The organism is Sulfurivirga caldicuralii (assembly GCF_900141795.1).
In the GTDB taxonomy this organism is placed as follows: domain Bacteria; phylum Pseudomonadota; class Gammaproteobacteria; order Thiomicrospirales; family Thiomicrospiraceae; genus Sulfurivirga; species Sulfurivirga caldicuralii.
In genome coordinates, this window is the sequence record NZ_FSRE01000003.1 from 86,347 (window position 1) to 107,913 (window position 21,567).

The 21,567-nt window shown below is 62.2% G+C and carries 22 protein-coding genes; 17 read left to right on the forward strand and 5 right to left on the reverse strand.

Annotated elements, in window-relative coordinates:
• Positions 1–202: 202 nt before the first annotated feature.
• The 9 genes from BUQ81_RS06220 to BUQ81_RS06260 are packed head-to-tail and all read left to right on the forward strand — an operon-like array spanning position 203 to position 7,625.
• The gene (locus BUQ81_RS06220) at positions 203–1,234 is read left to right on the forward strand and encodes a hydroxymethylglutaryl-CoA reductase (protein ID WP_074201536.1); all 1,032 of its coding nucleotides are present in this window, start codon (positions 203–205) and stop codon (positions 1,232–1,234) included.
• Positions 1,231–2,247: a type 2 isopentenyl-diphosphate Delta-isomerase gene (fni, locus tag BUQ81_RS06225; protein ID WP_074201537.1), complete on the forward strand. Its 1,017-nt coding sequence runs from the start codon at positions 1,231–1,233 to the stop codon at positions 2,245–2,247. Before BUQ81_RS06220 ends, fni begins: the two co-directional genes overlap by 4 nt.
• A gap of 19 nt (positions 2,248–2,266) precedes the next feature.
• A complete protein-coding gene (locus tag BUQ81_RS06230) occupies positions 2,267–3,442 on the forward strand; it encodes a hydroxymethylglutaryl-CoA synthase (RefSeq protein WP_074201538.1) in 1,176 nt (391 codons plus the stop codon).
• 1 nt (position 3,443) lies between these two features.
• A complete protein-coding gene (locus BUQ81_RS06235; RefSeq protein ID WP_074201539.1) occupies positions 3,444–4,430 on the forward strand; it encodes a mevalonate kinase family protein in 987 nt (328 codons plus the stop codon).
• Complete coding sequence (locus BUQ81_RS06240) at positions 4,405–5,340, forward strand: mevalonate kinase family protein (RefSeq protein WP_074201540.1); 936 nt, start codon at positions 4,405–4,407, stop codon at positions 5,338–5,340. The genes BUQ81_RS06235 and BUQ81_RS06240 overlap by 26 nt, the downstream gene beginning before the upstream one ends.
• A complete protein-coding gene (gene mvaD, locus BUQ81_RS06245) occupies positions 5,337–6,323 on the forward strand; it encodes a diphosphomevalonate decarboxylase (RefSeq protein ID WP_234947375.1) in 987 nt (328 codons plus the stop codon). The genes BUQ81_RS06240 and mvaD overlap by 4 nt, the downstream gene beginning before the upstream one ends.
• A complete protein-coding gene (locus tag BUQ81_RS06250) occupies positions 6,320–6,919 on the forward strand; it encodes a phosphatase PAP2 family protein (RefSeq protein ID WP_074201542.1) in 600 nt (199 codons plus the stop codon). The genes mvaD and BUQ81_RS06250 overlap by 4 nt, the downstream gene beginning before the upstream one ends.
• Positions 6,916–7,272 carry a diacylglycerol kinase gene (locus tag BUQ81_RS06255; protein ID WP_074201543.1) on the forward strand — a complete coding sequence of 119 codons (357 nt, stop codon included), beginning with the start codon at positions 6,916–6,918 and terminating at the stop codon, positions 7,270–7,272. Before BUQ81_RS06250 ends, BUQ81_RS06255 begins: the two co-directional genes overlap by 4 nt.
• On the forward strand, positions 7,269–7,625 hold the full coding sequence (locus tag BUQ81_RS06260) for a YraN family protein (protein WP_074201544.1): 357 nt from the start codon (positions 7,269–7,271) through the stop codon (positions 7,623–7,625). The genes BUQ81_RS06255 and BUQ81_RS06260 overlap by 4 nt, the downstream gene beginning before the upstream one ends.
• Before the next feature lie 146 nt (positions 7,626–7,771).
• On the opposite strand, the gene BUQ81_RS06265 is transcribed toward BUQ81_RS06260, so the two are convergent.
• A complete protein-coding gene (locus BUQ81_RS06265) occupies positions 7,772–8,332 on the reverse strand; it encodes a hypothetical protein (protein ID WP_074201545.1) in 561 nt (186 codons plus the stop codon).
• A gap of 2 nt (positions 8,333–8,334) precedes the next feature.
• On the opposite strand from BUQ81_RS06265, the gene nrdB reads away from it, so the two are divergent.
• Genes nrdB through BUQ81_RS06285 form a run of 4 tightly spaced genes read left to right on the forward strand, consistent with a single transcriptional unit; the run spans position 8,335 to position 12,233 of the window.
• Positions 8,335–9,468, forward strand: a complete 1,134-nt coding sequence (gene nrdB, locus BUQ81_RS06270; RefSeq protein WP_074201546.1) for a class Ia ribonucleoside-diphosphate reductase subunit beta — start codon at positions 8,335–8,337, stop codon at positions 9,466–9,468.
• A gap of 11 nt (positions 9,469–9,479) precedes the next feature.
• Positions 9,480–9,755, forward strand: a complete 276-nt coding sequence (locus BUQ81_RS06275) for an amphi-Trp domain-containing protein (RefSeq protein ID WP_074201547.1) — start codon at positions 9,480–9,482, stop codon at positions 9,753–9,755.
• Positions 9,752–11,335, forward strand: coding sequence for an aminoglycoside phosphotransferase family protein (locus tag BUQ81_RS06280; RefSeq protein WP_074201548.1), 1,584 nt, complete (start codon positions 9,752–9,754; stop codon positions 11,333–11,335). Before BUQ81_RS06275 ends, BUQ81_RS06280 begins: the two co-directional genes overlap by 4 nt.
• Positions 11,322–12,233, forward strand: a complete 912-nt coding sequence (locus tag BUQ81_RS06285; RefSeq protein ID WP_074201549.1) for a GAK system ATP-grasp enzyme — start codon at positions 11,322–11,324, stop codon at positions 12,231–12,233. The genes BUQ81_RS06280 and BUQ81_RS06285 overlap by 14 nt, the downstream gene beginning before the upstream one ends.
• Positions 12,234–12,441: 208 nt before the next feature.
• Here BUQ81_RS06285 and BUQ81_RS06290 read toward each other — a convergent pair whose 3' ends face one another.
• Together BUQ81_RS06290 and BUQ81_RS06295 are read right to left on the reverse strand one after the other, a co-directional pair.
• Complete coding sequence (locus tag BUQ81_RS06290; RefSeq protein ID WP_074201550.1) at positions 12,442–12,744, reverse strand: hypothetical protein; 303 nt, start codon at positions 12,742–12,744, stop codon at positions 12,442–12,444.
• Positions 12,741–13,643, reverse strand: a complete 903-nt coding sequence (locus tag BUQ81_RS06295) for a YihY family inner membrane protein (protein ID WP_074201551.1) — start codon at positions 13,641–13,643, stop codon at positions 12,741–12,743. Before BUQ81_RS06295 ends, BUQ81_RS06290 begins: the two co-directional genes overlap by 4 nt.
• A 57-nt stretch (positions 13,644–13,700) precedes the next feature.
• Between BUQ81_RS06295 and BUQ81_RS06300 the strand changes: the two genes are divergently transcribed.
• From BUQ81_RS06300 to BUQ81_RS06310, 3 genes are all read left to right on the forward strand, one after another.
• A complete protein-coding gene (locus BUQ81_RS06300) occupies positions 13,701–14,618 on the forward strand; it encodes a cation diffusion facilitator family transporter (protein WP_074201552.1) in 918 nt (305 codons plus the stop codon).
• Entirely contained in the window at positions 14,618–18,187 is a 3,570-nt protein-coding gene (locus BUQ81_RS06305; RefSeq protein WP_074201553.1) for a hydantoinase B/oxoprolinase family protein, read from the forward strand. Before BUQ81_RS06300 ends, BUQ81_RS06305 begins: the two co-directional genes overlap by 1 nt.
• 80 nt (positions 18,188–18,267) lie before the next feature.
• A complete protein-coding gene (locus tag BUQ81_RS06310; RefSeq protein ID WP_074201554.1) occupies positions 18,268–19,095 on the forward strand; it encodes a hypothetical protein in 828 nt (275 codons plus the stop codon).
• 42 nt (positions 19,096–19,137) lie between these two features.
• On the opposite strand, the gene cysQ is transcribed toward BUQ81_RS06310, so the two are convergent.
• Positions 19,138–19,965, reverse strand: coding sequence for a 3'(2'),5'-bisphosphate nucleotidase CysQ (gene cysQ, locus BUQ81_RS06315; RefSeq protein ID WP_074201555.1), 828 nt, complete (start codon positions 19,963–19,965; stop codon positions 19,138–19,140).
• Positions 19,962–20,507 carry an ADP compounds hydrolase NudE gene (gene nudE, locus BUQ81_RS06320; RefSeq protein ID WP_234947377.1) on the reverse strand — a complete coding sequence of 182 codons (546 nt, stop codon included), beginning with the start codon at positions 20,505–20,507 and terminating at the stop codon, positions 19,962–19,964. Before nudE ends, cysQ begins: the two co-directional genes overlap by 4 nt.
• Positions 20,508–20,522: 15 nt before the next feature.
• Here nudE and yrfG point away from each other — a divergent pair, with 15 nt between their 5' ends.
• Positions 20,523–21,188, forward strand: a complete 666-nt coding sequence (gene yrfG, locus BUQ81_RS06325) for a GMP/IMP nucleotidase (protein WP_074201557.1) — start codon at positions 20,523–20,525, stop codon at positions 21,186–21,188.
• Positions 21,189–21,567: the final 379 nt, after the last annotated feature.

Genomic DNA, 21,567 nt, shown 5'->3' on the forward strand with positions numbered 1-21,567 from the left:
CCTCCTTGGCGAATGGGTTGAAAAAGACTCAATAACACTTTCTGAACATGGGGGCATCTCATTTTATTTTCAACAGACAGTCATTATCAACATTTAAAGTTTAATTAAATTTTCATATAACAATGATGAACGTTTCTTGACAGCCACCCACTTGCCTTTAATAATGCCGAAACGCTTCATACTCAAGGACCGAGTCGCTTCCATGCAGTTTGCACAGATTCCCATGCAGTGGGTGGGCCCCCTGCTTCTTCGCGGCGACATTGAGGACCGCGTGGAAGCCCCCATGGCTACCTATGAAACACCGCTATGGCCGTCGGTCAATCGAGGCGCCCGCGTGACGGAAAAGGCCGGGGGCATACGCATCACGCTGATTGATGCGCGCATGAGCCGCTCCATCACCCTGCAGGCTGTCAATGCCCATGAAGCGCACCAGGCAGCACAGGCCATCCTCGAACAGCAGGACCGTCTGCAGGCGGTGGTCAGCCAGAGCAGCCGCTTCGCCCGCCTGATCGAAATCCACCCTAAAATCATCGGCAACCTGCTTATTCTGCGGCTCGAGTTCACCACCGGCGATGCCTCCGGGCACAACATGGTGACCCATGCAGCCGATCAGCTGATTCCGTGGCTACTGCAACATCACCCGCAGTTGCGCTACGTCTCTATTTCCGGCAACTTCTGCACCGACAAGAAGGTTTCCGCCGTCAATGCTCTGCACGGTCGTGGCAAGAACGTGGTCGCGGAAACCTGGCTGCCGGAAAAACTGGTGCGACGGTATCTAAAGACCACACCGGAAAAACTCGTGGAGCTTCACATCAAGAAAAACCTGCTGGGCAGCATCGCCGCTGGCAGCCTGATGAGTGCCAACGCCCACGCCGCCAACATGCTGCTCGCCTTCTATCTGGCCACCGGGCAGGATGCTGCCAATATCGTGGAAGGCTCCCAGTGCATTGATCACGCCGAAGTCCACGACAACGGCGATCTCTATTTTTCCACCACCCTGCCCAACCTGATCGTCGGCACCGTCGGCAACGGCAAGGGGCTGGATTTCGTGCAGGAAAATCTGGCGCGCATGGGTTGTACAGATCCCGACGCCCTCCCCGGCGAAAACGCCCGGCGCCTGGCAGGCATCTGCGCCGCCACGGTGCTGTGCGGCGAGCTGTCCCTGTTGGCGGCGCAAACCAATCCAGGCGAGCTGATGGCCGCCCACCTGAAACTGGAGCGCAAAGGCTCATGAGCTCGCTGCAGCAGCGCAAGGAAGACCATATCCGCGTGGTGCTTGAGGACACAGCGGTGGATCGCCGCCAGAGCGGCCTGGAACAGATTCGCCTCATGCACCGCGCCCTGCCCGAGCTGGATTACGACGCCGTCGACCCCCGCTGCACCTTTCTCGACTACACGCTCAGCTTTCCATTCCTCATCAGTTCCATGACCGGCGGGCAAGGGGATGCGCTGGGGCGTATCAACCGGCACCTGGCCGAAGCCGCCGAAGCCATGGGCGTGGCCATGGCCGTAGGCTCGCAGCGCATCATGCTGGCGCATCCGGAAGCGGCGGAAAGCTTTCGCCTGCGCCGCTACGCGCCATCGGTTCCGCTGATCGCCAACCTGGGCGCCGTACAGCTTAACGAAGGCATTACCCTGGACGATATCGACCGCATTGTGGATACGCTGGAAGCAGATGCCCTGTATCTGCACCTTAATCCCCTGCAGGAAGTCATCCAGCCCGAAGGCGATCGCAACTTTGCCGGGCTGGCCGACAAAATTGCCGAAGTGACTGACTATCTCCCCATTCCCGTTATTCTCAAGGAAGTGGGCTGCGGCCTCTCCCCTGCAGATATTGAGCTTGGCCTACAGGCGGGCGTGCGCTACTTCGACGTGGCCGGGCGTGGCGGCACCAGCTGGAGCCGTATTGAGGCCCACCGCAGCGATGACGATCTGGGCATCACCTTTCAGGACTGGGGGCTGACCACGCTGGAAGCCCTGCAGCTCGCCCGCCCCTATCGGGAGCGTGCCCACCTCATTGCCAGCGGCGGACTGCGCTCCGGTGTGGATCTTTACAAATGCGTTATAATGGGCAGCTTTATGTGCGGGGTCGCCGGCCCACTGCTGCAGGCCGCCACCGAATCCACCGAAGCGGTCATTCAGGTCATCGAACGCTTTTATCGGGAATACCGCACCGCCCAGTTTCTAACCGGCGCCGCCACCTTTGAGCAGGCGTATGACAACGCGCAGCTCATTCTGCGCGCATGACAGCGAGACAGTCTCATATATGAATGTAGGCATTGATCTGATCCACTTCGCCACCTCGGACTACTATCTGGGGCTGGACACCTTCGCCGAAGAAAAAGGCATCGATGTCAACAAGTTCTACGTGGGAATCGGTCAGGAACGCATGTCCATTGCGCCCCCTGACGAGGACATCGTTACCCTCTCTGCCAAGGCCGCCGCCCCCCTGCTGGATCAGATCGAACGCGACAAGATTACCGCCGTGCTGCTGGCGACCGAAAGCGGCGTGGATCAGTCCAAGTCTGCCAGCGCCTATCTGCATGGCCTGCTGGGCCTGCACAAGAACTGCCGCCTGATCGAGCTCAAGCACGCCTGCTATGCCGGTGCCGCCGCCCTGCAGATGGCGCAGGGCCTCGTGCACGCCAACCCCAACGAAAAGGTGCTGGTCATCGCTGCCGACATCGCCAAGTACGATGTGGACTCCTCCGGCGAAGCCACCCAGGGGTGCGGCGCGGCCGCCATGATCATCAAGAAGGATCCGCGCCTGCTGGTGCTGGAGCCGGGCTCCGGCTTCTACGCCGACGACGTGATGGACTTCTGGCGCCCCAACTACCGCGAAACCGCGCTGGTGGACGGCAAGTATTCCACCAAGGTCTATCTCAACAGCCTCAAGGAAACCTGGAAGCACTTTACTATCAATACCGGTCGCGGCTATGAGGATATCGACTACTTCTGCTACCACCTGCCGTTTACCAAAATGGCAGAAAAGGCACACAAGGCCCTCACGAAAGTTGCCGGCGTTTCCCTGAGCGACGAGGAGATGAAGGCGCTGCTGGCACCCGGGCAGGCCTATAACCGCCAGCTGGGCAACAGCTACACCGCCAGCCTGTTTATCGGGTTCGCCTCTCTGCTGGACAACGCCAGCGAAGACCTGACAGGCAAACGCATCGGTCTGTTCAGCTACGGCTCCGGCTGCGTGTCCGAATTCTTTACCGGCGTCGTCCAGCCCGGTTATCAGGATCACCTGTTCAGCGACGATCACCGCTGGCAGATCGAACACCGCGCACCGCTCAACTACGCCGAGTATCTGCAGCTGTACCACACCCAGCCCGAGGGCCTTTACGAGGGTCAGGTGGTGCTGCCCGAATACAACCGCGGCCCCTTCCGGCTGAAGGCCATCAAGGATCACAAGCGCCTGTACGAACGCCGCGAGGCATGACGTGACCACGGTTTCCGCGCAGGCGCCCGCCAAGGCCATCCTCAGCGGCGAACACAGCATTGTCGCCGGCGCACCGGCCATTGCCGTCCCCCTTCCCCTACAGACCACGGCTGAAATCACCTACTGCGAAAGGGGGTCCCCGACTTTTTTCATCGACCTGCCTGACCTCGATGCACAGTGTGCCCTGCCCTGGGACGTCTGGGCCGCACAATGCGCCCAAAAACATGCCCTCTGGCAGCAGACACAGCGGGCCGTGCTTGAATCCCCTACCGATCTGGTCGCCCTGACGCTGTGGCAATATCACGCCCTGCTGCCACTGCCGGAAGGTCAGTGGCAGGTACGCATCAGTGGACATCCGTGGCAGGGGCGCGGCCTGGGTAGCTCCGCCAGCGTGGTCGCGGCACTGCTCAAGGCACTGAATGAATTAGTGGACACACCGCTGGCCGATGATGCTTTGCTCGCCACTGCCATCCGCAGCGAGCACTACGCCCACGGCCGCAGCAGCGGGCTGGACCCGGCCACCATCCTGCACAATACGCCGCTGTGGCTGACGCGCAGTCCGACCGGACTGGAATGGGAACCCATCGACCTTGCGCTTCCCCGTTTCTGGCTTGTCGACACGGGCCCACCCGATGCCAGCACCGGTGAGTGCGTATACGCCGTGCGCCAGCGCTTTCCTGCTTCACATTCCATCTGGGAGGCTTTTGCCGCCACCACAGAAACCGTTAGAACTGCACTGGAAAGGCACGACATGCAGCAGCTGCACGAGGCCATTCAGACCAATCACGTGCTGCTGCGCAAGATCGGTGTGGTGCCCGACCGCGTCAATGCCCTGATTCGCAAACTGAACCGCAGCGGTGCCGCGAAGGTTTCCGGGGCCGGCAGCGTACGCGGAGTGGCAGCCGGCATGGTGCTATACTTTGGTGAATCACCCCCCGACAAGGTCCTGCTGCATGACTTCAATGCCACCGCCCTCCCGCTGGGTTAGTCGCGCCCCGGCCAGCACCATGGTGCTGGGCGAACATGCCGTGGTCTATGGCGAACCGGCGCTGGTCAGCGCGCTGGACCAGTGGCTCACCATCCGCTGGCAGCGTCTGGACGCGCGTGAGCTGCGTATCACCTCGGCTCTGGCCGACTATGCCGCGCCACTGGACGACCTGCACGACGACCCCAAGCTGCGCTTTGTGCTGGCACCGCTGCGCCAGCAGGCGCACTGTCTCACCTCCGGCGTCGAGCTCACCATAGAAAGTGACATTTCCCCCACCATGGGGCTTGGCAGCTCCGCCGCCGCGTTGGCGGCAACGCTGGTGGGTCTGCAGCCACTGCTGACGGGGGCAGCTGCCCACAAGCTACACCTGTTTCAGCAGGGACGCGAACTGATTCAGATGATCCAGGGGCGCGGCTCCGGTGCGGATCTGGCTGCCAGCCTCTACGGTGGCACCATTCTGCTGGATCCGAAGCTGCCCGCCATCACCCCCATTCCCTTCTGCGAACGGGTCACACTCATTTACAGCGGCTACAAGACGCCCACCGGCGAAGTGCTGGAGCGCGTCGCGCAGGCGTGGGATCCTGTGCCGGAGCTGCGCGACGATCTCTACCACCTGATGGGCGAAACCACCCGCCGCGCCGTCAAGGCGCTGGCCGATGAAGACATCACCCACCCGCTGTTCAACCGGCTGTTCAATGTCTATCACGGCCTGATGGACGCCTTGGGCGTGTGCGACCTGACCCTGGCGAAAATCGTCTATGAAGCGCGCGAGCTGGGCCACGCCGCCAAAATCAGCGGCTCCGGTCTGGGCGACTGCGTGCTCGCTCTGGGTGAAGTCAATCTGCCCGGTTATGAGTGTCTGACACTGGACATCAGCGAAGACGGCGCCGAATGGTGGACGGAAGCATGAACCGCAAAGATTTTGTCACCCAACTGGTGCCGCACTGCACCGGCACGCCCGGCCAGCACGGCGAAGCCTGGGCACCGGTGAATATCGCGCTGGCCAAATACTGGGGCAAACGCAATGCCGAACTCAATCTGCCGCAGAACAGCAGCCTCTCCATCAGCCTGCCAGAGCTGGGCACCCACACCCGTCTGACGCTCACGGAAGGTGCGGACACCGTCACGCTCAATGGCGCTTTAGCCCCGGAAGCTTTTGCGCAGCGTCTTAGCCGTTTTCTCAACCTGTTTCGTCCCGACGGGCTGGGCTTTGCGGTGGAAACCACCAATACCGTCCCCACGGCTGCCGGTCTGGCCAGCTCCGCCTCCGGTTTTGCCGCGCTGATCAAGGCGTTGGACGCCCTGTTCGACTGGCAACTGGACTACAAGACGCTGTCCATGCTGGCACGCATCGGCTCCGGCTCCGCCAGCCGTTCCCTGTATGATGGCTTCGCCGTCTGGCATCGAGGCGAGAAAGACGACGGCACGGACAGCTACGCCGAAGGCCTGCCCGAGACCTGGCCAGACCTGCGCATCGGGCTGGTAGAGGTGGACACCTCGCAAAAGCCCATCGGCTCCACCGCCGGCATGCAGCAGACTGTCAACAGTTGCCCGCTGTATACCGCCTGGCCGACATTTGCCGAACAGAGCGTGCAGACCCAACTGGCGGCCATCCGCGACCACGACATGGAAAAACTGGGCGACAGCGCCGAGCACAATGCGCTGACCATGCACGCCACCATGATTGCCACCCGGCCCACTATCCTTTACTGGACACCCGAGACCGTGCAAGCGATTCACACCGTACAGCAGCTCCGTGCCAGCGGCACACCGGTGTGGTTCACCATGGACGCCGGCCCCAATCTGAAACTGCTGCTCCCTCACACGGCGGCAGCCGCCGTGCAGACCTCCTTCCCCGAGGTGCGCATCCTGGCGCCCTTTGCGACGGCATGAGACCACGCCTGCGCCTCACCCTTGCTGCCCTGTTGCTGCTGCTGACCGCACTGACGCTGGGCGTCACGATCCAAGTGCCTGCAGTGCAAGCACTGGATACTGCTGTCTCGCACTGGGCGCGCGACAATGCCGCCCAGCATGCACTGCCTGTGTGGATTGCCCTCACCCAGCTGGGTTATCGCGTCCCGGACCTGCTCTGGCTGGCGTTTCTCTCCTTGCTTTTCTGGCAACGGTACCGGCATCTGGTGTGGCAGCTCTGGTGTGCCACTCTGAGCAGTGCGCTGCTGATAGAAGGACTCAAGCGGCTGTTTGCACGCCCTCGACCGGATGGCATGCTCTTTGATGCCAGCGGTTTCAGCTATCCGTCCGGCCACGCCGCCGTCGCCATCGCTCTGTATGCCTTCAGCGGCTGGCTGCTGTGGCGTGTCCATAAGCACCTAGTAGCGGTGATGCTGGGCGTGCTGGCGCTTCTTATCATCGCCAGTCGCGTTATACTCAATGTGCATTATCCGAGTGACGTGATCGGCGGTGCGCTGATTGGCCTTGCCGCGATTGCATGCGCCCGCGCGTTGATTTCGGAGCCCAGGTTGCCATGAAAAACCGTCCCTTCCTGCAACGCCTCCGCCACGCCCTGCACGGCGGCTGGTATGCGTTTCAGCGCGAAAACAGCCTGCGCACGCAGGTGCTGCTGGCAGGTGCGGGAAGCCTGTGGCTGCTGGGCTGGCAGGCCAGTGCGACACACTGGCTACTGTTTGCACTGGCAAGCGCGCTTATGCTGGCGGCAGAACTCTTCAACAGCGCCATCGAAGCGCTGTGCGACCATCTTCACCCCGAACGCCACCCCGCTATCGGCCGTATCAAGGATATGGCCGCGGCTGCGGTGCTGATCACCACGCTCCCCTTCGTGCTCAGCCTGCTGGCGCCGTTGTGGGTCTATATTGGATCATGAAAGGCTTTTCCCGCTGGCTCGGACAGAAAAAGGAACAGGCGGCCAAGCGTTGGCTTGAGCGTCAGGGGATCGAAATCGTGGCGGAAAACTATGCCTGCCGCGGCGGCGAACTGGATCTGCTGGGCTGGGACGGCAGCACGCTGATCTGCTTTGAAGTGCGCTACCGCAAAAACAGCACGCATGGGTCGGCCATGGAAAGCGTTACCCCACATAAGCTGCAGCGCTTGATGCACTGCTTTCAACGCTTTGTGCAGCAGCACCCGCGCTATGCCAACGCCAGCTTGCGCATTGATGTCATCGCCTGGGACGGCGATGCGAACACGCCGCAGTGGCTAAAGAATGTCACCGGATAAATGCCAGGGACAAATGCCGAGCCGCACAGAGCGACTGCCTGCGCCTTTGGGAGCAGGCATACGTGCTTTCCGCTGTAAAAAGATTGGCCGTTTTTACCAAAGCCTTGGCATGAAAAGGCGCAAGACGAACCGGGCAAAACAAAGGATCAATGCTTGCCGGGCACCTCTTTTTGCCGGCGCTGCAGGTGCACCGGTGGCGGCCCCACCTTTTCCAGCTCCTGCACAAAACTGCGCCAGCGGCTGATGGTGCCCAGCCACTTCAGCATCTGCCGCGGCAGCGGCGGCGCTGAAAGCACATAGCGTACCTCTTCCACCGCCTGCCATGCGCCTTCACGGGCCGGCGATGCCAGCACCGCTACGGGCGTCTCGCCCAGCACCGGGTTAATGCGCAGCGCCGAGCGCCAGCGGGGCAGAATGGCCTCAGCCAGCGGCTCGTCGATCAGGATGGCCAGATAGACCCGTTGCGTGCCCAACAGGCGCTTTTCGATCTCCGCTTCAATCGCAGCGGCACTGTCCAGCAGCGTCACATCCACGCCATAGCGGCGCAGAAAGCCGGCCAGCTCGTCCCGCAGCGCCGCATCTTCACTGGCCACCACCATCTTGCGGCCATACAGGGTGCGCAGTCCTTCGGCAAAACGGTTCACTGGTCGATAGGTGTCCACAGGGTTTTTGACTACAATACCATAATCAAACGTACCGAGGGACATCCATGAGCTGCAAGGAAAACCACCGTTATACCACGTTCTGTCGCGCGCCCAACGACGCGCTCAAGGAGCCCATGTTCTTTGGTCAGAACGTCAATGTGGCCCGTTACGACCAGCAGAAACACCCCATCTTCGAAAAGCTGATCGAGCGTCAGTTGAGCTTTTTCTGGCGCCCGGAAGAGATCGATCTGACCAAGGACCGCGCCGATTACACCAAGCTGCCCGATCACGAACGCCACATTTTCCTCTCCAACCTGAAATATCAAACGCTGCTCGACTCGGTGCAGGGCCGCTCACCCAACGTGGCGCTGCTGCCGCTGGTGTCCATTCCGGAGCTGGAAACCTGGATCGAAACCTGGTCCTTTTCCGAAACCATTCACAGCCGCTCCTACACGCACATCATCCGCAATATCGTCACCGACCCCTCCAAGGTGTTCGACGACATCGTCACCAACCAAGCGATCATCGAGCGGGCCATTTCCGTCACCGAGCACTACGACCGCCTTATCTACCTGACCAACAAGATGTACGCGGACGAGATCGATCTGGACAGCAACGACGACTTCCGTCGCAAAATCAAGAAGGCGCTGTTCCTCACGCTGGTATCGGTCAATGTACTGGAGGCGATCCGCTTCTACGTCTCCTTCGCCTGCGCCTTCAGCTTTGCCGAGCGCTCGCTGATGGAAGGCAACGCCAAGATCATCAAGCTCATCGCCCGCGACGAGGCACTGCACCTGTCCGGCACCCAGCACATGATCAATATCATCCGCGACGGCAAGGACGACCCGGAAATGGCTCAGATCGCCCACGAACTGGACGATGAAGTACGCCGCATCTTTCTGGAGGCCGCCGAGCAGGAGAAACGCTGGGCCGACTATCTGTTCAAGGACGGCTCCATGATTGGTCTCAACGCCTCCATTCTCAAGGATTACGTGGAATACATCACCAATATCCGCATCCGTGCCATCAACATGGAGCCGCTGTTCCCGAAGCGCTCCAATCCGCTGCCATGGATGAACAACTGGCTGGTGTCTGACAATGTACAGGTGGCGCCGCAGGAGTCCGAAATCACCTCCTACCTGGTCGGTCAGGTGGACAGCGACGTGGATGTGGAAGACTTCAAGGACTTTGACCTGTAAGGAGCGCTGCCATGAGCCACAAGCCGCAGATTTTCGAGCACGAGTCCCTGCAGGACGCCGACAATCTGGCGGCCTTCCTCAAAGCGATCGCCAAGGGCATCAAAAAGGGCGAAATCACCTTTACCGACGAAGACGACACCCTCACTTTGCGTCCCAAGGCACTGGGGCGCTTTCGCGTCAAGGTGCAAAAGTCGCCCAAGAGCCAATCGTTACGCCTCAAGATCACCTGGCAGGGTGACGACGAAAGCGATATCGACGATACGCCCCTATTTATCGAAACCCGATGAAACCCACCACACCGCTGGCGCCCCTGCACTTCAGCTTTGCCGCCCTGCATCGGCAGTTGGAAGCATTAGGGCGCTGGTGTCTGCAGCAGACGGATCCCGACCCCGTCCTGCAACAGGCGCGGCTGGCGCTGGATACCCAGCAGGTGGCGCTGTGGGATCTGCTCGGCCCCGATCTGGCGGACGACTCGCGCCGCATGCCGGCATTGGGGCTGATCCAGCTACAGCTGGGCCTGCGCGCCTGCGGCCTGCAACTGGCGGAACAGGGGCAGCTGATTAGGCGCGGCAAGCTGCTGAAAAGCCTGCGCAAGCGACTGCCTGCCTTTTTCGCCCCCCTGCAGCACCTGTTGCGCCGCCTCGAAGAGGGCGTGGAGCAGAGCCTCTCCCCCGAGGAACTCAACAAAGCCCTGCAGGCGTTGGCGCCACCGCTGCAAAGTCTGCATCGCCTGCTCGACAAGCGTTTCAAGAGCGGACAAAATGCCCCTTTCATCCTGCGCCAGTACCAGTGGCTGTGGCAGCTGGAAGCGCTGGACGGGCCGCTTACCCAGGCCATCGAGGGCCTCATGACCTGGCAGCTGGGCAGCCCGCAACGGCTGGAGGCCGCCATTCTGTTCAAGCCCCTGAGCGATCAGGTCAAGGGCGAACTGCACTTCGAACCCATCCCCCATACCCGCTCCGGCGCGCTGGTACATGAAGTGGCCGATGGCGAGCAGAGCATCATCGTCAAGCAGGGCACGGCAGAAAAACTGGCGCAGGAGCACAAGCAACTGCAGCAATGGGCCAGACGGTGGCCGGAACGGGTGCCCGAAGTGCTCGCCTTCAAGCGCAACCGAAAACAGGCGGTAATGGCGCTGACCAGTGCGCCGGGCGAAACCCTTGAACACTGGCTGCTGGCTGATGACGAATCAGCCCTTTACAGCGGACTGGCTGCCCTCTTTGCCGCACTGGACGAGATATGGCAGCCAGGCAAGAAACGCGCCGAGCCGCCGCGTTTCATGGCGCAACTGCGCCGGCGGCTGCCCGATATCTACCGCGTGCATCCCGAATTCAAAAAGGGGCTGCAGGGCATAGGCGAAGCCAACATCCCCACGCTGGAGAAACTGATCGAGCGCTGCGAACGGCTGGAAAGAAAGTTCGCCCCGGTGCTGGCGGTCCCCATTCACGGTGACCTCAATATTGACAATGTGCTCTACGATCCTGACAGCGACACCCTGACGCTCATCGACCTCAATCGCGCCAGCGAGGGCGACTACATTCAGGATCTGGCCATCCTCATGGCATCCTTCTACCGCACGCCCAATTATCAGCGCACGGTGCGGCGTCGCATCGTCAACGCCATGTCCCGCGTGCACCGCTTCGCTCACCACGTCGGCCCCCGTCTGGAAGATCCCGCCATTGACGCCCGTCTTGCGCTGGGACTGGCCCGTGGCCTGATTACCAGCACCCGCTTCGTGTATGAACCCTGGCACGCCCAGCGCCTGCTGGAACTGGGACAGGTGCTGCTCGCCAGTCTGGCACGCATGAAACGAAAAGACCTGCCACGCTATACCCTTGATGAGGCCCTGTTCCATGAGCACCCCTAAGATCGCCGTCGTCGGCCTGCCCGGCAAATGGTCCACCGAAGCCCTCGCAGACGCGTTGGAAGCCCGCACCGGCTTCCGCGCCATCCTCGACCCGGCGCACCTGCGCGTGGAGTTGGATGGCCGCGTTATCCACAGTGACCGCCACGACCTGTGTAAACTGGACGGCATCGTCATCAAGAAGGTCGGCCCGCAATACAGCCCGCTCATGCTCGACCGGCTGGAATTGCTGCAGTTTGCGGAAGTCTGCGGCGTGCCCGTCTTTTCCCGTCCTGAGCGCATCGCCCGGCTAGTAGATCGCCTCAGCGGCACGCTCACCCTGCGCCGCGGGCAGATTCCCATGCCGCCCACCGTCATCACCGAGCAGGTGGACGAAGCTATCGACGTGGTGAATCAGTTTGGCAGCGTCATCCTTAAGCCCCTCTATTCCACCAAAGCCAAGGGCATGGTGGTGCTGGAGGCCGGCAAACTGAATAAAAAGCAGCTCATGAGCCGCCTCGCCGCCTACAAGAGTCAGCACGGCATCCTCTATCTGCAGAAAAAGCTGGAGCTGCCCGGACAGGACATGGGACTGGTGTTTCTCGGCGGCGAATATCAGGGCGCCTACGCGCGCGTGAAGGGAGAGCAGTGGCATACCAGCACCAGCGGGGGCGGCAAGTATGCCGAGGCACACCCCACCGACGAGACCATCGAAATCGCCCGCCGGGCGCAGGCGCTGTTCGGGCTGGACTTTACCACTGTGGACATGGCGGAAACCGCTGACGGCCCCGTCTGCTTTGAAGTGAGCGCCTTCGGCGGCTTCCGCGGCGCGCTGGAGGGGCTGGGGCTCAATATGGCAGAAAAATACGCCGACTACGTGCTTGCACGCATCGATGCGAAGCGCGCAAAAAACGGCAACTGAAAAAAGTCGGGGACCCCCTATCAAGCGATGCAGATATTCGTATCCAGCTGATACGGCATCAGAAACTGTCCCGCTGTTGCAGCAAGCCATCTTCTTCGCGCCTCTCCTGCCGACACTCACCGTATATACATTTTGTAGATACACAATCTATTGTCAGGCACAAAAAAACCGCCTTGCGGCGGTTTTATGCTGAGACCAAAAAGTGCGATCAGCCGTTATTGCGCACGGCCGCAGCAGCCAGAAATGCCTGATCCCGTGTCAGCGTACGCTGCTGCTGTTCGGCCTGCTGATCCTCCACCTGCGACTTGGCCAAGGTTGCCTTCTGCGCCAGGGCGCGGTAATCCTCCACCGCCTTGCTCTCCTGCGCCTGCTGCGTCTGCCCCAGCGACACCTTTACGCCTTCCGCTTCGCGCTCCACGCGCTGCTGTGCGGGCGCTTCACGCGCCTCTTCATTTTTGGGCACCACGCTCTGCAGTGCAGACTGCAGACCTTCGTTAATGCCGTTGATCATCGTTTTACCCCTCCGTTTTGCCGGTCCATTTCATTATAGCCCGTTTTCAACGACTTACCCAACAAAACCCGATCCAGCCCCCACACCACCGCCGCACTGAACAGCACCAGCACCCACAGCAGGTAGAGCCACACCAGCAACAGCGGCACCGCCGCCAGCGCGCCATAGATCACCTTGTAGGTGGGCACCCACTGGGCATACAGGCTGAAGCCGAACTTAAGCAACCCCAAAAGCAGAGTGGCCAGCAACGCACCCAGCAGCGCGGCTCGTGGCTTGACCGGCACCGGCGGCGCATAGCGATAAAAGAGGTAAAAACCGACCACAGTCAGCAGCGTCGGCACACCCTTCAGCAACTGATAGCGGGCCTGACTGATCAGGTCGGAATCGGTCAGCCATGGCAGCGCCAGCAGCCAGGAACTGATCGCCAGGCTCGCCACCAGCAGAATCGGCCCCAACAGGCTCACTCCCAGATAATGCAGTACGCGCACCCACCAGCGAGAACGCTCGGCCTCCAGCCAGATGGCTGCCACCTTCTTGTAAACCGCATCCAGCAGGAACACCACCGTCACCGCCAGAAAGAGCAGGCTTGGGCCTTTCAGCGCCGCCGCCTGACGGGAAAAGCTCACCAGCGCCGCCTCCACCCGGTCCAGCGCCTCGGGCGAAAGCATGCGCACGAACGCATGTACGATCTCATCACGCCAAGCGTCAAACCAGTGGCTCACCGACAGCACACTCAGGACGAGCGCGATCAGCGGCACCAGCCCAAGCAGGGTGGTATAGGCCAATGCGGCGGCGCTGTCAAGCCCGCCAGCCTGAACAAAACGCGCCCACACAGATCGCCAGAAGGCGCCCTGAAACACGATTGGCCAGAGGTTGGTGTTTGTATCCGAACTGGGCATGGCACCATCTTACCGCTCCGAGAAGCCGGGGAGGAGGCAGTTGATTATAATGCTCCCATGACCGCGAACAACGCTCTGCTGCGCCGCATCACCCTCGCCTCGTTCCTCACCGCGTTGCTGCTGGTGAGCGTCAAGGCGGTGGTATGGTATGTCACCGGCTCGGTCAGCCTGCTGGCCTCCCTGCTCGACTCCGGCATGGATGCCATCGCTTCGCTCATCATCCTGCTGGCGGTGCGCTACGCCCTGCGGCCCGCCGACGAAGATCACCGTTTCGGCCACGGCAAGGCAGAACCGCTGGCGGCGCTGGCACAGAGCGTATTTATTCTTGGCTCGGCCATTTTTTTCCTCCTGCACGCGCTCGATCGCCTGTTGCATCCGCAGCCGCTGCAGCACGATGAATGGGCGATCGCCGTAATGTGGTTTTCCCTCGCCGTAACCCTCGTCCTCGTCAGCTTTCAGCGCCATGTAGCCAGAAAGACCGGCTCCACCGCGGTGGCGGCCGATGCCCTGCACTACGCCAGCGATATCGCCAGCAATCTGGTCATTCTGGCTGCCCTCTATTTGGCCCATTTCGGCTGGACACAGGCGGATGTCTGGCTCGGCCTGCTGGTGGGCCTGTGGATCGGCTACAGCGCCCTCGAAGTAGGCCGGGATGCCCTGGATCAACTGCTGGACAAACAGCTTCCGGAAGAGACGCTCGAACAGATTCGCAGAATTGTCCTCACCCATCCCAGGGTGTGGGGCTTCAATGACCTGCGCACCTTCCGTTCCGGTCCGACGCTGCATATCCAGCTGGACCTGGAGCTGGACGACCACCTGCCGCTGGTAGAGGCGCACCGGATTGCCGAAGAGGTCACCGAAGCATTGAAACAGGCTTTCCCGCAGGCGGATGTAATGATTCATCAGGAGCCGGTGAGCAGCCGCACCGATGCGGCCCATCACCGCTGGCAGGGCGCACAGAGGGGAGACGGCTGATGGGCGCATGGCAGTTCTGGATCGACCGCGGCGGCACCTTTACCGACATTGTCGCGCTGGACCCGACAGGGCGCATTCACACCCACAAGCTGCTGTCGGAAAACCCGGAGCACTACGCCGACGCCGCCATCGCCGGCATCCGCCAGCTGCTTGGTCTGCCTGCTGACGCGCCCATTCCGGCCGAACAGGTCAGTCAGGTGCGCATGGGCACCACGGTGGCCACCAATGCGCTACTGGAACACAAGGGCGTGCCGGTGGCGCTGATCACCCACAGGGGTTTCCGCGATGCCCTGCAGATCGGTTATCAGCACCGCCCCCACATCTTTGCGCTGAACATCCGTCTGCCCCAGCCCCTCTACACCACCGTGGTGGAAATTGACGGTCGTCTGGATGCCGAAGGCCGCGAAATCGAGCTGCTCAACGAAATCGCCACCCGCGCGCAACTGCAGCAGCTCAAGGCGCAGGGCTATGACGCCGTCGCCATTGCCCTGCTGCACAGCGATCGCAATCCCGAGCACGAGCGACAGGTGGCGCAATGGGCGCAGGCGGAAGGTTTCAGCCAGATCAGCGCCTCCCATGCACTCAGCGGCCTGCCCCGCTTTATCGCCCGCGGGCGCACGGCCGTGGTGGATGCCTATCTGGATCCGGTGCTGCAACGCTATGTGGCACAGGTTCGGGATGCCCTTGCCGGCATCCCCCTGCAGTTCATGCAGTCCCATGGGGGGCTGACGCCGGCCGAGCACTTTCACGCCCGCAACGCCATCCTCTCCGGGCCTGCCGGCGGCATCGTCGGCATGGTGCGTGCCGGTGAAGGGGCCGGCTTTCACAAGCTGATCGGCTTTGACATGGGCGGCACTTCCACCGACGTGTCCCACTACGCCGGCCAGCTGGAACGGGTGCTGGAAACCGAAATCGCCAATGTGGCCCTGCAGGTGCCCATGCTCGCCATCCACACCGTGGCAGCTGGCGGCGGCTCCATCGTCACCTATGAACACGGCCGCCTGCGCGTGGGGCCGGAATCCGCCGGCGCCAATCCGGGCCCGGCCTGCTACCGCCGTGGCGGTCCGCTCACCATTACCGATTGCAACGTCTTGCTGGGCCGCATTCAGCCGCAGCACTTCCCCGCCGTGTTCGGTCCCGACGCCGACCAGCCGCTGGATGTGGACGCCACCCGCCGCGGTTTCGAGGCCCTGAGCCTCCAGACTGGCCTGTCGCCGGAAGAAACCGCCGAGGGCGCACTGGCCATTGCAGTGGAAAACATGGCCAACGCCATTGCCGACATTACCACCCGCAAGGGGATTGTGCTGGACGACTACACACTGGTGAGCTTTGGCGGCGCCGGCGGCCAGCACGCCTGCGCCGTGGCGGAAAAGCTGGGTGTGCATCGCGTGCTGCTGCACCCCTACTCCGGCGTGTTGTCGGCGTGGGGTATTGGTCAGGCGGCCCCCAGCGTGCTTGCCACCCACGCCATTGAAGCACCGCTGCAGGCCTGGCCCCAGTGGCAGGCGCAGGCACGCGCCTGGCTGCAGGCGGCCGAGGCAGAACTGGCGGCACAGGGCGAAACCCCGGCGCGCCACACAACCCTCTTCCACCTGCACTACGCCGGTGCCCAGACGCTGCTGGACATTGCCGCCCCACTCGAGACCGACCCCGAAACGCTTGCGCAGACCTTTGCGCGCCTGCACCAGCAGCAGTTTGGTTTTGTGCAGGCGGATACCCCCATCCAACTGCACAGCCTCACACTGGAGGTCGCCGCCGCCGCACCCGACCTGCCGCCCATGCCGATTCGCCACGGCCCGCCCGCCAACCCGCTGGAGCAGGTACCTCTCTACAGCGAAGGCCGCTGGCAGACGGTGCCCGTCTATGAACGCTCAGCGCTGACGTCGGGCCAAACGCTTGCCGGACCAGCGCTGGTACTGGAACCCACCGGCACCCTCTATCTGGCCCCAGGCTGGCGGGGCACGCTGCAGGACGATGGCAATTTGCTGTTTGAACAGACACAGGCCCGCACCACGGCCCGCCCGCCACTGCAACAGGCCGACCCCGTGTGGCTGGAGCTGTTCAACAACCGCTTCATGCACATCGCCGAGCAGATGGGTGTGGTGCTGGCGCGCACCGCCCATTCAGTTAACATCAAGGAGCGGCTGGATTTCTCCTGTGCACTGTTTAACGCCAATGGGGAACTGATCGCCAATGCACCCCACGTGCCGGTGCATCTGGGCAGCATGGGTGAGTCGGTGCGTGCCGTGCGCGATAAGGTGGGGCATCTGCTCGCGCCCGGCGATGCCTGGGTGCTCAATGATCCCTACGCCGGCGGCACCCACCTGCCCGACATCACCGTGGTGTCCCCGGTGTTCGTGGACAACCGTCTCGCCTTTTTCGTCGCCAGCCGCGGCCACCACGCCGATGTAGGTGGCACCACCCCCGGCTCCATGCCGGCTGACTCCAGCCACATTGAGGAAGAAGGCGTGTTGCTGGACTGTGTGCCGCTGATGCGCCGCGGCGTGCTGCAGGAAAAAACCGTAACGGACGCGCTGACGCAGGCGCGCTGGCCGGTACGCAATCTGGCACAGAATCTGGCCGACCTGAAAGCGCAGCTGGCTGCCAATCAGCGCGGCATTCAGGCACTGCAGGCGCTGTGCGCCGAGATGGATGTGGATATTGTGCAGCGCTACATGGATTTCGTGCTGGCGTTTTCCGAACAGGCGGTGCGCGCGCTGTTGTCTGATCTGCAGGGCGGCCGTTTCGAATACACCACCGACCATGGCTACACCCTCGCCGTAACCATTACCCCGCAGTCCAACCGACTGATCATCGACTTTACCGGCACCAGCGAACAGCAGCCCAACAACTTCAATGCGCCCCGCGCCATTACCCGCGCAGCCACCCTGTATGTGCTGCGTTGCCTGATTCAGCATCCCATCGCTCTCAACGACGGCTTTCTGCGTCCGGTGGAGCTGATCGTGCCCGAGGGCTCGGTGCTGTCGCCGCGCTATCCAGCGGCCGTGGTGGCCGGCAATGTGGAAACCAGCCAGCAGATTACCGATACGCTTCTGGGTGCACTGCAGGTGGTGGCCGCCAGTCAGGGCACCATGAACAACCTCACTTTCGGCGACGGCACCCATCAGTACTACGAAACCCTCTGCGGTGGTGCCGGTGCCGGCCCCGGTTTCGATGGCGCCAGCGGCGTGCATACCCACATGACCAACTCCCGCCTCACCGATCCGGAAATCCTCGAACGCCGCTATCCGGTGCGCCTGCGCCGCTTTCAGTTGTGGCAAAATAGCGGCGGTGACGGCTGCTGGCGCGGTGGCGAGGGGGTGGAACGCTGTATCGAGTTCCTCGCCCCCATGCAGCTCTCCCTGCTTACCTCCCGGCGGCGCACCCGTCCCTATGGATTGGCTGGGGGCCTGCCGGGACGAGCAGGCAGACAGACCCTGCAGCGGGCCGATGGCCGCGAAGAAGTGTTGCCGCCCTGCGCCTGTGTCACGGTGGAGCCAGGTGAGCGCCTGCTGCTAAAAACCCCCGGCGGGGGCGGCTACGGATTCAAGGGATTATGCGAAAACTGATGCTGCTTTTGTGTGCATGCTGCCTGCCGCTCACCCTCCACGCGGCAACGGACAGTTGGGTTGATCGATCGCATACGCGCATGACGGTGTGGGTCAGCGAACTGGGTCGCTGGGTCGATGCACGCCTGTCGGGTGAAACCGTGCCAGAAAGCAACCTTTCCCGCCTCAAGCTGGGTTACGGCGTCACCCTTTCGCGGCTGGACAAGCCCGACTGGAAACCCCGCATCGGGCTCGACCTGAGCCTGCCGGTGAGCGAGCGCAGGCTCAAGCTGTTCGTCACCCGCCAGCTCAACGACACCAGCCGCGCACCGCAGCCGGAACAACTGGGCGGCCATGCTTCCAACAGTAGCACCGACGATCAGACCTTCGTGGGCATCCGCAGCATTGAAAAGCGCACCGCCCGCATTCTGCGCACGCTGGATTTCGGCGCCAACTTTCACGGCATCACGCCGGGCGTATTCGTGCGCTGGCGCAACCGAGACCGCCAGCCGCTCACGCCCAGCTGGCAATGGACCACCCATCTGCAGTGGCTGTGGGAAAGCGACCGCGGCCTTAGCGGGCGTTACGCCTGGCTGTTTGACAGGGGGCTGGACAGCCGCCGCCTGTGGCGTCAGCGGCTGCAGCTCGACGGCTATCTGGATTCGCAGACGCTCGACTTCACCGCCAGCGAAGAACTGTTCGTCTGGCTGCCTGCCGCCCATTCTCTCAATGGCCACCTGAGCGCCCAGTGGAGCAATCAGCCTCAGCCTGAGCTGGTGTGGTGGGGGCCAGGCATGAATTACAGCCGTCCGGTGCTGCGCCGCTGGCTGCTGCTGAGCATTTCACCGGAGATCGCCTTCGAACGGCAGCACGACTATGCCGCCAATGCGCGCCTCAGCCTGCAGCTGACAGCCCATTTCAGCCAGTAAGTTCGCACCGACAGCATCATTGTTCTTGAATGAACGAAGGAACTAGCCCTGCGCGGCCAGCTGGGCGGCTACGGCCAGCGCCTCGGCTGGAATGACCGGTCCACGGGCTATAAAGAATGGATTGAGCAGGTCTTCGCTCTGCACATAGCGCAATGGCTGGCCGTGCATGTCCACAATGTCACCGCCGGCGGCGCGCAGCACTGCATGCCCTGCGGCAGTATCCCAGTAGGAAGTGGGGCCAAAGCGCGGATAGTAGTCGGCCTCACCGCTGGCCACCAGACAGGTTTTCAGTGCGGAGCCCATGTGTACCGTTTCCGTGGGCACCGGCAAGGCCTCGGCAAAGGCGTCGGCGCGCTTGCCATGGCGGCGGCTCATGGCCACCCGAGCTGGTGCCAGCAGCGTCTTGCGCGCACGGATCGGCGTGACGTGCGCCCCCTGTTGCCGCCAGGCGCCCAGCAGCGGGCCACCAAAATAGAGCGTGTCCAGACAGGGGCCATACACCACGCCGAGCACCGGTTTGCCATCGACGACCAGGCCGATATTGACACTGAATTCATCGGTGCGGGCAAGAAACTCACGCGTGCCGTCCAGCGGATCCACCAGCCAGTAGGTGCGCCAGTCGCGGCGGCGCTCGAAGGGAATCTCGGCCAGTGTTTCTTCCGTCACCACGGGAATGTCAGGGGTCAGCGCCTGTAGCCCCGCGATAATGATGGCATCCGCCGCGGTATCCGCCGTGGTGACCGGCGAGCCATCCGTCTTGCGCGTGGTGTCATAGTCATGACTGCGGTAGATCTCCAGAATGCTCGCCCCGGCTTTCTCTGCCAGCGCACACACCTGAGGCAGCCACAGGCGCAGATCAACGTTATTCACAACATTTCCTTATGCAGTAGCGTGCGCAATAGCGCGGCATAGGCGCGCCCCTCGCTGAATTCCGGCTCGTCCAGCAGCGCCTTCCAGTCCCCGAGGGGCCAGTGGATAACATCCAGCGGCTCCGGCTCATCGCCGGGCAGCGTGGCCGGCACCAGCGCTTCCGCCGCCACCAGGTGGGTGACATGGTTCATGTAACCGGCCGACAGCGAGACGCTATCCAGCAGCGTCACCTGGCCGGGGCGGTAGCCCGCTTCCTCCATGCACTCGCGCACGCTGGCTTCACGCCAGCCTTCGCCCGCGTCCACCTTGCCCTTGGGAAAACCCAGTTCGTAGCGCCCCATGCCCGCAGCGTATTCGCGGATCAGCACCAGTTGGTCATCGTCGGTGATCGGCACGATCAGCACCGCCCCATTCAAGCCACTTTGCAGGCGTTCGAACCCCACCTCGGCTCCATTGGAGAAACGCAGGTCAAGCGCCTCGACGGTGAATATGCGTGAGCGGGCCACCACGCGCTGGGATAGAATCTGCGGCAAGGTTTTCATGGGAGTCATTCTACGATGGTCAAGCTGCCTTGGGAAGCAATCGATACCGTCCTGCTGGACATGGACGGCACGCTGCTGGATCTCTACTTCGACTGGCACTTCTGGAGGGACTACCTGCCCCGCCTTGTGGCGGAAAAGGAAGGGCTGCCGCTGGAAGCGGCCAGAGAAAAGGTAACCCGCGCCATCGAAGTCAAGCAGGGCACGCTGGAATGGTACTGCACCGACTACTGGTCACAGGTGTTTGACCTGCCGGTGGCGCAGCACAAGCATGACCTGAAACACCTGATCCGTCCCCACGCCGGCGTGGAAACCTTTCTGCAACGGCTGCGTGCGCTGGGCAAGCGGCTGGCGCTGGTCACCAATGCGCATCGCGACAGTCTGATGCTCAAGCTGGAGCAGACCGCCATCGGCGACCATTTCGACACCATTCTCTGCGCCCACGACTATGGCATGCCAAAGGAAGATGCCCGCATCTGGGCAGCCATCCGCCGGGATTTCAGCTACAACCCGGTACGCACGCTACTGATCGACGACAATATCCACGCGCTGCAGACCGCGCAGCAATATGGCATCCGCCATCTGCTGGCCGCGAGCCACGTGAGCCCGCACATGCCGCCAGTGGATCCCAGGGGCTTCCCCAGCTTTCACAGCTTCGATGAGATCATGCCCCCCGCCCCCTGAAGAGAGGGGGTCCCCGACTTTTTGCAATGGCAATTTTTGCCGCTCAAGGCTGGCAAGCGAAATACCATCGTGGGAAGCGTGCCCCCTTGCCCAAAAAACCATTTGACTGTGCTGGGCCAAAACCTGACACGGACGATCGATCTTCTGGTCGTTGGTGGGATGCTAGCTCACCCCCCCATAAACGGAGCAGGATAACAGGCTGCACCGCTGATGCAGCTGTCGGCGTGACCATTTCGAGAATAAAAACACCCTGCACGCTAGCAGGGGATGGTTTTTTACACGGCTACCGCAACCGGTTTTTGTCTCATGCCGAACACACTCAGGGCACCCCTGCAAACCCTATAATGCGCTCGCGTTGCTGGCGCGACGCTGACCGCTA

Excerpts from the sequence above, each read along its gene's own strand:
- BUQ81_RS06220 (WP_074201536.1), top strand. The coding sequence starts at position 203 with ATGCAGTTTGCACAGATTCCCATGCAGTGGGTGGGCCCCCTGCTTCTT.
- fni (WP_074201537.1), top strand. The coding sequence starts at position 1,231 with ATGAGCTCGCTGCAGCAGCGCAAGGAAGACCATATCCGCGTGGTGCTT.
- BUQ81_RS06230 (WP_074201538.1), top strand. The coding sequence starts at position 2,267 with ATGAATGTAGGCATTGATCTGATCCACTTCGCCACCTCGGACTACTAT.
- BUQ81_RS06240 (WP_074201540.1), top strand. The coding sequence starts at position 4,405 with ATGCCACCGCCCTCCCGCTGGGTTAGTCGCGCCCCGGCCAGCACCATG.
- mvaD (WP_234947375.1), top strand. The coding sequence starts at position 5,337 with ATGAACCGCAAAGATTTTGTCACCCAACTGGTGCCGCACTGCACCGGC.
- BUQ81_RS06250 (WP_074201542.1), top strand. The coding sequence starts at position 6,320 with ATGAGACCACGCCTGCGCCTCACCCTTGCTGCCCTGTTGCTGCTGCTG.
- BUQ81_RS06255 (WP_074201543.1), top strand. The coding sequence starts at position 6,916 with ATGAAAAACCGTCCCTTCCTGCAACGCCTCCGCCACGCCCTGCACGGC.
- BUQ81_RS06260 (WP_074201544.1), top strand. The coding sequence starts at position 7,269 with ATGAAAGGCTTTTCCCGCTGGCTCGGACAGAAAAAGGAACAGGCGGCC.
- BUQ81_RS06265 (WP_074201545.1), bottom strand. The coding sequence starts at position 8,332 with ATGTCCCTCGGTACGTTTGATTATGGTATTGTAGTCAAAAACCCTGTG.
- nrdB (WP_074201546.1), top strand. The coding sequence starts at position 8,335 with ATGAGCTGCAAGGAAAACCACCGTTATACCACGTTCTGTCGCGCGCCC.
- BUQ81_RS06275 (WP_074201547.1), top strand. The coding sequence starts at position 9,480 with ATGAGCCACAAGCCGCAGATTTTCGAGCACGAGTCCCTGCAGGACGCC.
- BUQ81_RS06280 (WP_074201548.1), top strand. The coding sequence starts at position 9,752 with ATGAAACCCACCACACCGCTGGCGCCCCTGCACTTCAGCTTTGCCGCC.
- BUQ81_RS06285 (WP_074201549.1), top strand. The coding sequence starts at position 11,322 with ATGAGCACCCCTAAGATCGCCGTCGTCGGCCTGCCCGGCAAATGGTCC.
- BUQ81_RS06290 (WP_074201550.1), bottom strand. The coding sequence starts at position 12,744 with ATGATCAACGGCATTAACGAAGGTCTGCAGTCTGCACTGCAGAGCGTG.
- BUQ81_RS06295 (WP_074201551.1), bottom strand. The coding sequence starts at position 13,643 with ATGCCCAGTTCGGATACAAACACCAACCTCTGGCCAATCGTGTTTCAG.
- BUQ81_RS06300 (WP_074201552.1), top strand. The coding sequence starts at position 13,701 with ATGACCGCGAACAACGCTCTGCTGCGCCGCATCACCCTCGCCTCGTTC.
- BUQ81_RS06305 (WP_074201553.1), top strand. The coding sequence starts at position 14,618 with ATGGGCGCATGGCAGTTCTGGATCGACCGCGGCGGCACCTTTACCGAC.
- BUQ81_RS06310 (WP_074201554.1), top strand. The coding sequence starts at position 18,268 with ATGACGGTGTGGGTCAGCGAACTGGGTCGCTGGGTCGATGCACGCCTG.
- nudE (WP_234947377.1), bottom strand. The coding sequence starts at position 20,507 with ATGAAAACCTTGCCGCAGATTCTATCCCAGCGCGTGGTGGCCCGCTCA.
- yrfG (WP_074201557.1), top strand. The coding sequence starts at position 20,523 with ATGGTCAAGCTGCCTTGGGAAGCAATCGATACCGTCCTGCTGGACATG.